Origin of the sequence: Arthrobacter sp. H35-D1 (assembly GCF_030063185.1) — a bacterium.
Taxonomy (GTDB): Bacteria; Actinomycetota; Actinomycetes; order Actinomycetales; family Micrococcaceae; genus Specibacter.
Window position 1 is genome coordinate 90618 of record NZ_JASISP010000013.1, and the last position, 10929, is coordinate 101546.

At 63.0% G+C, this 10929-nt stretch carries 11 protein-coding genes; 7 read left to right on the forward strand and 4 right to left on the reverse strand.

Going from position 1 to position 10929, the window contains the following annotated elements; translation table 11 throughout:
• Nucleotides 1-22 precede the first annotated feature (22 nt).
• The 5 genes from tsf to QMG25_RS13655 all read left to right on the forward strand — a co-directional run bounded on the left by tsf (nucleotide 23) and on the right by QMG25_RS13655 (nucleotide 4654).
• Entirely contained in the window at nucleotides 23-850 is an 828-nt protein-coding gene (gene tsf, locus QMG25_RS13635) for a translation elongation factor Ts (RefSeq protein ID WP_283461087.1), read from the forward strand.
• Between the two features lie 216 nt (nucleotides 851-1066).
• Complete coding sequence (gene pyrH, locus QMG25_RS13640; protein ID WP_502866409.1) at nucleotides 1067-1825, forward strand: UMP kinase; 759 nt, start codon at nucleotides 1067-1069, stop codon at nucleotides 1823-1825.
• A gap of 130 nt (nucleotides 1826-1955) precedes the next feature.
• Nucleotides 1956-2513, forward strand: coding sequence for a ribosome recycling factor (gene frr, locus QMG25_RS13645; RefSeq protein WP_283461091.1), 558 nt, complete (start codon nucleotides 1956-1958; stop codon nucleotides 2511-2513).
• 584 nt (nucleotides 2514-3097) lie between these two features.
• Nucleotides 3098-3988, forward strand: a complete 891-nt coding sequence (locus QMG25_RS20580) for a phosphatidate cytidylyltransferase (RefSeq protein ID WP_502866410.1) — start codon at nucleotides 3098-3100, stop codon at nucleotides 3986-3988.
• Between the two features lie 60 nt (nucleotides 3989-4048).
• A complete protein-coding gene (locus tag QMG25_RS13655; protein ID WP_283461095.1) occupies nucleotides 4049-4654 on the forward strand; it encodes a DivIVA domain-containing protein in 606 nt (201 codons plus the stop codon).
• A 21-nt stretch (nucleotides 4655-4675) separates the two neighbouring features.
• Here the strand turns inward: QMG25_RS13655 and QMG25_RS13660 are convergent, their stop codons facing one another.
• The 4 genes from QMG25_RS13660 to QMG25_RS13675 form a co-directional block, all read right to left on the reverse strand.
• Nucleotides 4676-6178 (reverse strand): sodium/solute symporter, encoded by a 1503-nt coding sequence (locus QMG25_RS13660; protein WP_283461097.1) that lies wholly within the window; start codon nucleotides 6176-6178, stop codon nucleotides 4676-4678.
• On the reverse strand, nucleotides 6175-6567 hold the full coding sequence (locus QMG25_RS13665) for a DUF485 domain-containing protein (protein WP_283461099.1): 393 nt from the start codon (nucleotides 6565-6567) through the stop codon (nucleotides 6175-6177). Before QMG25_RS13665 ends, QMG25_RS13660 begins: the two co-directional genes overlap by 4 nt.
• Before the next feature lie 46 nt (nucleotides 6568-6613).
• The gene (locus QMG25_RS13670) at nucleotides 6614-7339 is read right to left on the reverse strand and encodes a LytR/AlgR family response regulator transcription factor (protein ID WP_283461101.1); all 726 of its coding nucleotides are present in this window, start codon (nucleotides 7337-7339) and stop codon (nucleotides 6614-6616) included.
• 66 nt (nucleotides 7340-7405) lie between these two features.
• Nucleotides 7406-8638, reverse strand: coding sequence for a sensor histidine kinase (locus tag QMG25_RS13675; protein WP_283461103.1), 1233 nt, complete (start codon nucleotides 8636-8638; stop codon nucleotides 7406-7408).
• Nucleotides 8639-8774: 136 nt separating this feature from the next.
• On the opposite strand from QMG25_RS13675, the gene QMG25_RS13680 reads away from it, so the two are divergent.
• Nucleotides 8775-9143 carry a DUF485 domain-containing protein gene (locus QMG25_RS13680; protein ID WP_283461115.1) on the forward strand — a complete coding sequence of 123 codons (369 nt, stop codon included), beginning with the start codon at nucleotides 8775-8777 and terminating at the stop codon, nucleotides 9141-9143.
• Between the two features lie 39 nt (nucleotides 9144-9182).
• Nucleotides 9183-10799, forward strand: a complete 1617-nt coding sequence (locus QMG25_RS13685) for a monocarboxylic acid transporter (protein WP_283461117.1) — start codon at nucleotides 9183-9185, stop codon at nucleotides 10797-10799.
• The last annotated feature ends 130 nt before the right edge of the window (nucleotides 10800-10929 follow it).

Consider the following 10929-nt stretch of genomic DNA (forward strand, 5'->3'; position numbering starts at 1 on the left):
ACATCTACTCTGAGGGGTTCATATGGCGAATTACACCGCCGCTGATATTAAGGCTCTGCGCGAGCGCACAGGCGCTGGCATGATGGACGTCAAGAAGGCTCTCGACGAAGCAAACGGCGACGCCGACAAGGCCTTGGAGCTCATCCGCATCAAGGGCCTCAAGGGTGCTACGAAGCGCGAAGGCCGCTCCACTGCAGAGGGCCTGGTTGCCGCTGCAGTTGACGGTGGCGTTGGTGTCATGGTTGAGGTCAACTGTGAAACCGACTTCGTCGCCAAGGCAGCTCCGTTCATCGAATTCTCCAACAAGGTTCTGGCCTCGGCCATCTCCTCCGGCGTCTCCGATGTCGAAGGCCTGCTGGCCGTTGACGTGGACGGCAAGCCCATGTCGGAGGTCGTCATCGAAGCCGGTGCGCTGCTGGGCGAAAAGGTGGCCATTCGCCGCCTTGCCCGCATTGAAGGTGCAACGGTTGACGCTTACCTGCACAAGACCTCCAAGGACCTCCCGGCCCAGGTTGGCGTGCTGTTCGCCGTTGACGGCGACAACCAGGAAGTTGCCCACGACGTGGCCGTGCACATTGCCGCCATGTCCCCGACCGTCCTGACCCGCGACGAGATTGCCGACGAGGTCGTTGCAAACGAACGCCGCATCGCCACCGAAACCGCGCAGGCCGAAGGCAAGCCCGCGGCAGCCATGACCAAGATCGTTGAAGGACGCCTCACCGGCTTCTTCAAGGAGTCTGTCCTGGTGGACCAGTCCTTTGCCAAGGATGCCAAGAAGAGCGTTGGCACCGTCTTGGCAGAAGCAGGCGTATTGCCTGTGGCATTTGCACGCTTCCGCGTCGGAGCATAATTCGCCCAAGCGTTCACGCTTGATGTGACGAAGAAGGGGTGGCCGCACACTGCGGCCACCCCTTCTTCGCGTCCAACGTCAGCTAAGATTTTAGAGGCACCCCTTCGCCGCACCCGGCGCAAGGCGACGTGCAGTACTCCAGCACAATGGCACGCAGCCGGCCGACGCACACTGAAGCAGCACGCCGGTGGAGCCGCGCCGGCACCCACGGAAGGCATCATGACCACGAATAATTCGCAGACCGCGCACTGTAGCCCGGCACCCAAAGCCGGCAAGCGCCGTCGTGTGTTGTTGAAGCTCTCGGGGGAAGTCTTTGGCGCCGGCAAGCTGGGCGTTGACCCCGACACCATCCGCGGCATTGCACAGCAGATCGCCAGCACGGTGGACACCGTGGAGGTGGCCATTGTGGTGGGCGGCGGCAACTTCTTCCGCGGTGCCGAACTCTCCGCCGAAGGCATGGACCGCTCCCGCGCCGACTACATGGGCATGCTGGGCACCGTCATGAACTGCCTGGCGCTGCAGGACTTCCTGGAACAGGCTGGAGTGGATACGCGCGTGCAGAGTGCCATCACCATGGGACAGGTGGCCGAAGCGTACATTCCGCGCCGCGCCATCCGCCACCTGGAAAAGAGCCGCGTGGTCATCTTCGGCGCCGGTGCCGGCCTGCCGTACTTCTCCACCGACACCGTGGCCGCCCAGCGCGCGCTGGAGGTGCACGCCGACGTGGTCCTCATGGCCAAGAACGGCGTTGACGGGGTGTACACGGCGGATCCGAAGAAGGACCCCTCCGCCGTCAAGCTTGACCACCTCAGCTACGACGAAGCCATGGCCCGCGACATCCGCGTGATGGACCAGACGGCTTTCAGCCTGTGCAAGGACAACAATGTCACCATGCTTGTCTTCGGCATGGAAGGCGACGGCAATGTGGCCCGCGCCATCCTCGGTGAAGACCTGGGAACGCTGGTCACCCCCTAGTTGTTGTGCACGGCCCAACGACCGTGTGGCGGGCCCCGGCAGCAGCGCCGCTCACGGTAGGATGGGTTCAGAATTGCCGTGGGCACACGCCGCGGAAAAGTTGTGTAGTCACTTATTGAGGGAGAGACGCGTGATCGAAGATACTTTGCTCGAGGCCGAGGACAAGATGGACAAGGCCGTTGAGGTTGCCAAAGAAGAATTCTCCGCGGTTCGCACCGGCCGCGCCAACCCGGCCATGTTCCACAAGGTCATGGTGGAATACTACGGATCCCCCACACCGCTGCAGCAGCTGGCTGCCTTCGCTGTTCCCGAAGCCCGCACGCTGTTGATCACACCGTTCGACAAGACCTCCCTGCATGATATTGAGCGTGCGCTGAGCTCCTCCGAAGTGGGCGCCAACCCGTCAAACGACGGCAACGTCATCCGCATCATGATGCCCGAGCTGACACAGGAACGCCGCAAGGAATACGTCAAGATTGTGCGCACCAAGGGTGAAGACGCCAAGATCTCCGTGCGCAACATCCGCCGCAAGGCCAAGGAGCAGCTGGACAAGCTGGTCAAGGACGGCGACGCCGGTGAAGATGACGGCGCCCGTGCCGAGAAGGAATTGGATGCGCTGACCAAGGCCCATACGGACAACATCGATGAGCTGCTCAAGCGCAAGGAAGTCGAGCTCCTCGAGGTCTAATGAAGGACCCCAAGAGTGCGCCGGACGGTTCCGCTGGGGAGCCGGCCGCGCCAAATTCAGCGTCCGAACTCGTGCCGACGCCGGCAGATTACCAATTTTCCTCCCGCAAGGCCCGCCGCCAGGCAGAGCTGACGGGCATGATTCCCATTATTGTGCCCAAAAACGCGCAGGCGCAGCAGGCTCCCTCCGAGAACAGGCCCAAGGTGCAGAAGCTCACAGGGGAGCAGTCGACAGGGGAGAAGTACGACGGCGGCACCTCCTCCAGCGATGGCCCCGCCGACACTGTGGGAAAAACCCTGGGTGGGAACGAAGACGGCAAGGCAGCTGCCCAGCCTGCCCAGGCCCAGGCCGGCGCCGAAGAAGTTCGCGTTGAAGATGCTCCGACCAAAACAGCCGAAGCTGCCGTGGTGGAGGAGACTGGGAAGGCCGTCGGTGAGCCGACTGCCGGGTCAGTCGCCGTCGAACGTTCCCCTGCCGAACCAGGCGACGGGGCACGTGTGGAGGAACAAGCGCCGCAGCCGGTATCGGCAGCCAAGGTGACGGGGATCCCCGTGATTCCCCTGCCGCACGGTCCCGTTGGAATCATGCCCGAAGCTGCCACCGCAGTGAAGGGACCGCGGACCCCCAGGGCCGGCCGGGACCTTCCGGCAGCGTTCAGCGTGGGCGTGACTCTGCTGGTCCTGGTGCTCGGTTCACTGTTGTTCTATCCCGTGGCGTTTGTTGTTCTCGCGACGGCCTTTGCCGGTGTTGGCGTCTGGGAGGTCACCCGGGCCATTGGTGGCAAGGGCATCAAGGCTCCGTTGACTCCCGTCATGTTGGGGGCGCTGGCGATGCCTGCGTCGGCCTACTTTGCCGGTGCCGAGGGTTTGCTTTTTGCCCTCGCTGCCAGCGCCGGGGCAACGCTTTTGTGGCGTTCGCTGGACTCCGAACCGGGGGCGGTGAAGAGCATTCTGACAGGAGTTTTCTCGCTGCTGTGGATTCCTTTCCTGCTCAGCTTTGTGTTTCTGATGTTGCGTTCGGAACGTGGGCCCACCATAGAGCTGACGCTTGACCTGGGCGACATCAATGCCGGTGTTGTCCAGGTGATCATCATGCTGCTGCTGGTGGTTGCCAATGACAGCTTCGGCTACCTTGTGGGGGTGCTGTTTGGAAAGCACCCCATGGCTCCAAAGATCAGCCCGAAAAAGTCCTGGGAAGGGTTCGCCGGTTCGTTGGGCGGAGCCACGCTGGTGGCCATTCCGGCCACCGTTTTCCTGCTCGACCAGGACTGGTGGGTTGGCTTGGTACTGGCCTTTGGCTTGGTTTTTGCCGGCACCGGCGGCGACTTCGCCGAGTCCATGGTCAAGCGTGAACTGGGCGTGAAGGACATGAGCAATCTGTTGCCCGGCCACGGCGGCGTCATGGACAGGCTGGACTCCATCCTGTTTGCCGCACCGGTGGCATACGCCATCTTTACCGTTTTGGGCCAGTTCTAGCGGCTCGGCTCATGGTGCTTGGCACCGTTTGTTGCAACTCTCAAGAGAATACTTCAAGGAATGACTGTGACAGTGGAAGAGACGACCCGGAGCAACTCCAAGTTCAAATTGGTGGGCCCGAAGGAAGTTGGCTATAACGTCAAGCAGGTCGACGTGTTCCTGGAACGCGCCCGCGCGTATTTCCTGAACACCGACACCCCCGGGGCGGCCATCACCAGCCACGATGTGCGCACCGCGGCCTTCGACCCCGCACGCGGCGGCTACAACGCCCAGGCGGTCGACGCTGCCCTGGACAGGATTGAAGACGAGTTTGTGCTGCGTGAAAAGGAGCTGCTGATCGCTGCCGAGGGCGAAAAGGCGTGGATGATGACGATTGGCAAGTCGGCCACCGTGCTGCGTGCCCGTCTGCACCGGCCGGACGGGGAGCGGTTCCGCCGCCCCTCCAGGAAGAACGCGTCCAGCTACAACGTGGACGACGTCGACGTCCTCTGCCGTGAGCTCCTTGTCTACATCGAAGACAACGGCGAACTCAGCGTTGACGTGGTTCGCCGGGCAGTGTTTGCCCCGGAAAAGGGTGCCGACGGCTACGAGGAAAGCCAGGTGGACGCGTTCCTGGACCGCGTGGTGGAGTTGATGGCGGCCATCTACTCGTTGCCCGCACGCTAGGGACAGCCTGCCAGCGCAAATTCAGCCGGACTGGGTCCGCGGGTTCTCCACATCCAGCGGGCGTTCCGGCACGTGCAGCTTGGTCATGAACCGCGAGACTGAGGAACTGCGCCGGTACGGCGTCGCCTTGGACACCGTGATGGTGACAAGGAACGCAGCGGGGACAGTCCACGCGGCCGGCTGCGTCAGCAGGTCGCGCCAGGGGGAGTCGGCGCCAAGCTGAGCGCCGAACAAAATGGCGGCACCGCACAGGATTCCGCCCGTCAGCATCCCAGCAACGGCTCCGGCGTCGGTGAGGCCGCGCCACCAGATGCCCAACAGCAGCAAGGGGCAAATGGTCGATGCCGTGAAGGCAAAAACCAGTCCCACACTGCCGGCCAGCGCCAGCGAGTCCGTCATCATGGCGACCCCAAAAGGAACGACGGCGGCTATGACGGCCGCGATTCTGAAGCCGCGCACACTTCCACCCAACACGTCCTGACTGATGACACCGGCCAATGACACCACCAGCCCCGAGGTAGTGGACAGGAACGCCGCAAAGGCCCCGGCCACCACAAGTGCCGAGAGGATTTCCCCGCCCAGCCCGCCAATCAGCGCCCCGGGGAGCAACAACACCGTGGCGTCCGGATAGCCGTTGGCGGCCAGCTCCGGCAGAAACACCCTGCCCAATACCCCGTAGATGGTGGGGAACAGGTAGAAGACGGTGAGCAGCCCCAAGACGATGAGGGTGGTGCGTCGGGCGGCTGCGCCGTCGGGGTTTGTATAAAACCGCACCAACACATGGGGCAGGCCCAAGGTCCCGAACAGCAGCGCGACCATGAGTGAAAGCGTGCGGTAGGTGGAATCGCCCGTGAGCGGATCTGGCGGAGGGAAAAGTTCCGTGCCGGCCGGGATGGCGGGCCCGGAACCTGTGGTGCCCGAGAGCATGAGCAGAATGAAGATGGCGGGCACTGCCAGGGCGGTGAGTTTGAGCCAGTACTGGAAGGCCTGCACAAACGTAATGGAACGCATCCCCCCGGTCACCACGGTAAAGCAGACAACCACCACCACCGCGCCGGCCCCCACCCACGAGGGCAAGCCCGTGGTGGTGCGGATAGTCAAGGCGGCGCCGTGGAGTTGCGGCACAATGTAAAACCAGCCTACAAGCACCACCAGGACACTCGTGACGTAGCGGGCCGTGGCAGACTCAAGCCGGGCCTCGGCGAAGTCGGGGATGGTGTACGCCCCCGAACGGCGCAGGGGCGCGGCGACAAAGAACAGCAGCATCAGGTATCCGGCCGTGTAGCCGATGGGGAACCAGAGGGCGTCGAGCCCTGAAATGACAATGAGTCCGGCGATGCCCAGGAAACTTGCCGCCGAAAGGTACTCTCCGCCAATGGCCGAGGCGTTCCACCAGGGCTTCACGGTGCGCGAGGCGACGTAAAAGTCGCTGGTGGTGCGCGAGACCCGCAACCCGTAAAAACCGATGAAGATGGTGGCTGCCGAAACCAGGATCAAGGCCGTATAGCCGATGCCCGGATTCATTTCTCATCCACCAGGTCGCGGTACTGGTTCTCATTCTTGGTGGCAGCGCGCACATAAAGCCAGGCGCAGGCCCCGAGCGCGGGGTAGACGCCGATGCCCAGAAGCAGCCACGGGGCGGGAACGCCAAGGATGCGCCAGTCCGCGAAAGTGGGAACCCAGTGCACGAGGGCCCAGCTGATGAGCAGGGCGGCCATGAACCCCGCCGTCACCACCAGGGCAAGCCGCAACTGAGAGCGGATGAGGGAACGGACCATTACCTCCCCGACGGCGGATTGCTCGGCAACTTCCTGGGAGACGCTGGTGCGTTGTGGAACTTGCCGGGCCTGGACGCGCGGGGCCGCAACACGGACTCGGCCCTCGGCCGGTGGATCGCTTGGTCCAAAACTCATGAGGGGTGTCCCGTCATCATGACCCGTCTCGTCATGACCCGTCTCGTCATGACCCGGGCCGGACCCGGGTTGACTGCAAGTGCTCCCGCAGGACCGGTACGTGGCGGCGGCTGACGGGGAGGACGGCATTGCCCACCGAAACCGTGGGTTTGGCTGCGCTGAGTTTCAACGCCGTGACAAAGTGCATGCACACCAGGTAGGAGCGGTGGATGCGCAGGAAGCCCGATTCGGCCCAACGCTGTTCCAAGTCGGCCAGCGGGATGCGGATCAGGTAACTGGCCTCGGCCGTGTGCAGCCGTGCGTAGTCGCCCTGGGCTTGGACAAATTTAACCTCATCGAGGCGTATCAGCCGACTGACGCCGCCCTGGTCAACGGTGATCATTTCAACTTCCTCGGCCGGGGCCGGGTGCGCAACCAGCTCCACCACCCTGTCCACGGTGCGGGTGAGCCTTTCGGTGCGCAGTGGTTTGAGCAGGTAGTCCACGGCTGCCAACTCGAAAGCCTCCAGCGCCCTGTCATCGTCGGCCGTAACAAAAACCACCACGGGAGGGTGGTCGGACTCGCCGATGACCGCTGCCAACTCCAGCCCCGACAGCCCGGGCATGTGGATGTCGAGAAAGACCGCATCAACGGCGTGCACGGCCAGCAACTCAAGTGCTGCGGCGCCGCTCATGGCGCAGTGGATGGTGCCGATGCGGGGGTCGCGGCCCAAGAGGAAGGCGAGTTCTTCCACGGCAGGGCGTTCGTCGTCGGCAACAAGGACGTTGATCATGGGCTAAGCCTAACGGCCGAGGGGCCCCGGCCGAGCGAAGCGAGGCGTGGGGAGGACGGAAGGACGCTAGGCGTCGTGGTCGGGTTGGTTCTTCGGCACTGTGATGGTGATGAGCATGCCGTGTCCCACGCCGGTGTCGATGGTCAGCCCGTGGTCGTCGCCGTAGACCTGGCGCAGGCGGGCGTCGACGTTGCGCAATCCAACATGCGTCCCGTCCTGACGCCCCGCCAAAACCTGTCGCAGTTGCTCCGGATCCATGCCCACGCCGTCGTCCTCGATGGTGACTTCCGTATGGGCACCGAGGTCCCTGGCACAGATTTGCACCAGGCCGCTGCCCACTTTCGCCTCAAGGCCGTGCCTGACGGCGTTTTCCACCAGCGGCTGCAGGCTCAGGAACGGGATCACGGTGCTCAAAACCTCGGGGGCAATCTGCAAACTGACCTGAAGGCGGTCGCCAAAGCGTGCATTCTCCAGCAACAGGTAGCGGTCAATGCAGCGCAGCTCTTCGGCCAGGGTGGTGAAATCCCCGTGCCGGCGGAAGGAATAGCGGGTGAAGTCCGCAAACTCCACCACCAGGTCCCGGGCACGCTGCGGATCGGTGTTGATGAAGGACGCAATGGCGTTGAGTGAGTTGTAGATGAAGTGCGGGCTGATTTGGGCGCGCAGGGCACGCACTTCGGCCTCTGCCAGCAGCGTGCGCGAGGAGCTCAGCTCGGCAATTTCCAACTGCGCAGACACCCACGCAGCCACCTCGTTCGTGGCGCGAACCAAGCCGGCAGAGGGTGCTTTCGACAAAATCACCACGCACCCCACGGCACGCGCATCAACTTTCAACGGACAAATGACTGCCACCTTCAAGTCGCCCTCAAGCGGCAAGCCCAGTGATGCGCGCAGGGCCGGCTCCAGGGTGGCCACTTGGGTGCGCCCGGTGCTGAGTGCCTTTGCCGCCAGGCCCATGACGACGGCGGACTCGGGTTGCTTGGCAGCGGCGCCCGAGCCGTCCCACGCCAACAGGCGGGAGTCGTCGGTCATGGCGAATGCCGCGCAATTCAGCAGCGCCCGCAGCTGCTTGCTGGCTTTGAGCGCCCCAGCCGGTTCCAGCCCGTTGCGCAATTGTCGTCCCGCTGCGGCGGCAGAGTGCAGTGCCGCAAACGTTGCGTGCTCCGCCTCGGTGCCAAGCTCCCGGTGGGAGCGTGAGAGCCGGAATCCGATGGCGGCAACTATCGCGATGGCTGCGATGACAACGGCTACCGCCGTGATCAACAGGAGTGTGGAATCGCTGGGCACTGAGGGGGACATGGTGTCAAGACTAGCCGCGGACCTGCGCCGTTCGGCGCAGCATCCATGCCGTTCACCGCGGCACCAGGCTGTGCGGGAGAAAACGTGAGCCACAACACTCCATAGTGAAAGAGATCGCATCACTCAAGGAGGAATGATGGGTAATTCAACCCACCCCAGCACACCGGGTCCCGTTGATTTTGTTGCCGAACAAAACTCGGAAGAGTTTCAGCAGCTGCGCAAATCACACAGGAGCTTTGTCTTTCCCGTAGCCATCGGCTTTCTGGTTTGGTACTTCGCCTACGTTCTCTTGGCGGCGTACGCGCACGACTTCATGTCCATCAAAGTCTGGGGCAACTTCAACATTGGCCTGATCATGGGTCTGCTGCAATTTGTCACCACTTTTGGCATCACCACCTGGTATGTCAGCTACGCCAACCGCAAGCTCGATCCCCAGGCCGCCGTGATTCGCGAGCGCTTGGAGAAGCAGATCGACACCGTCAACAAGTCCAAGGAAGAGGTTTAGTCCGTGAGCCTATCCGCTGCCGTCCTCACCGTTGCCCCGCTGGCCCAGTCGCTGAGTGAACAAACCAAGGAAAACTCGTGGATCAACATCACGATCTTCCTGGTGTTCGTGGCCATCACCATGATTGTGGTGTTCCGCGCCAGTCGAAACAATAAAACTGCCGCAGACTACTACGCGGCAGGGCGATCCTTCTCCGGCGGCCAGAACGGAACAGCCATTGCCGGCGACTACCTCTCGGCCGCGTCGTTCCTGGGCATCACCGGTGCCATCGCCGTCAACGGCTACGACGGCTTCCTGTACTCCATCGGCTTCCTGGTGGCCTGGCTCGTGGCACTGCTGCTCGTTGCCGAACTGCTGCGCAACACAGGCAAGTTCACCATGGCGGACGTTTTGTCCTTTCGCCTCAAGCAGCGCCCCGTGCGCATTGCCGCAGCCACCACCACGCTGGTGGTCTGCTTCTTCTACCTGCTGGCCCAGATGGCCGGTGCCGGTGGCTTGGTTTCACTGCTCCTTGGCTTCGACAACACCAACAAAGTGGGGCAGAACATTGTCATCGCCGTGGTCGGCGTGCTGATGATTGTCTACGTACTGATCGGCGGCATGAAGGGCACCACCTGGGTGCAGATTATCAAGGCTTTCCTGCTTATCATCGGTGCGGCCATCATGACCATCATTGTGCTGGCCATGCACGGCTTCAACCTCTCCACCCTCATGGACGCCGCCGTGAACACTTCCATTCTTGAAGGCGGTGCCGGCGAAGCGCTGCTGAACCCGGGGGCCGCATATGGCAAGGCCCCGCTGGACTTCGTGTCCCTGGCCCTCGCCCTGGTCCTTGGCACCGCGGCCCTGCCGCACGTGCTGATGCGCTTCTACACCGTCCCGACGGCCAAGGAAGCCCGCAAGTCGGTGGTCTGGGCCATCTGGCTCATCGGCGGCTTCTACATCTTCACCCTCGTCCTTGGCTACGGTGCCGGTGCCTTGATTGGCAAGGAAGCCATCCTTGCGGCACCAGGCGGCGTCAACTCCGCTGCACCGCTGCTGGCCTTCGTGATTGGCGGGCCGATCCTGCTCGGGTTCATCTCCGCCGTTGCCTTCGCCACGATCCTGGCAGTGGTGGCCGGCCTCACCATCACCGCGGCCGCCTCGTTTGCGCACGACATTTACTCCAACGTCATCGTCAAGGGCGAGCCCAAGCCGGAGATGGAAGTCAAGGTGGCCCGCCGCACGGTGATCGTCATCGGCGTGGTGGCCATTGGTGGCGGCATTTTGGCCAACGGCCAAAACATCGCCTTCCTGGTGGCACTGGCCTTCGCCATCGCCGCCTCGGCCAACCTTCCCACTATCTTGTTCTCGCTGTTCTGGAAGAAGTTCACCACCCAGGGCGCGCTGTGGAGCATGTACGGCGGTTTGGTGGCGGCCATTGTGCTCATCACCTTCTCCCCGATGGTTTCCGGCGGCGAAAAGTCGATGATCCCCGGAGTCGACTTCTCCTGGTTCCCGCTGGCCAACCCCGGCATCGTCTCCATCCCGCTGGCGTTCTTCCTCGGCTGGTTGGGCACCGTGCTGGACAAGGGCACCGAGGATCCGCGCATCCAGGCCGAGATGGAAGTACGCTCGCTCACGGGTGTCGGCGCCGAGAAGGCCGTGGACCACTAATCCCAATGCCGTTCGGTTAGGTTCTGAGGGGTGTTGTCAAGATCTTGGTGGTGAGTGTGGCGGGGTAGGTGCGGCGGTCGGGGCTTCGTTCTTTGGCACGGTATTTGGAGATGGCGCGTTTGATGATCCG